A 243-nucleotide genomic window follows, 5' to 3' on the forward strand; every position below is an offset into this window, starting at 1 on the left:
GCACGTCGTGCAGGGCGTCGTCGGCGTCCATCGCGGCGTCGACGTCCCCGGCCCGGACGGCCGCGGCGACCCGGTCGTTGGCCGCGCGCAACGTGGCGACGTCGTCGGCGCTCACGGCGGGGACGGCGGTTCGGACGGCGAGCTCGTGCATGGCCCGGACGACGCCGCGGTCGCCCGCCGGCACGTCGGCACCGAGCCGCTGCCGGCCACCGCCTGGGGCGACGCGGTCAACGCGGCCTACAC

1 protein-coding gene is annotated in these 243 nt (G+C 79.0%); it reads right to left on the bottom strand.

Annotated features, from left to right (window positions below; genetic code table 11):
* Nucleotides 1-151: FCD domain-containing protein (locus AC0IVP_RS22095; protein ID WP_471759303.1), on the bottom strand; the 151-nt coding region annotated here is incomplete at its 3' end.
* Nucleotides 152-243: the final 92 nt, after the last annotated feature.

This window comes from Klenkia sp. AC732, assembly GCF_979256525.1.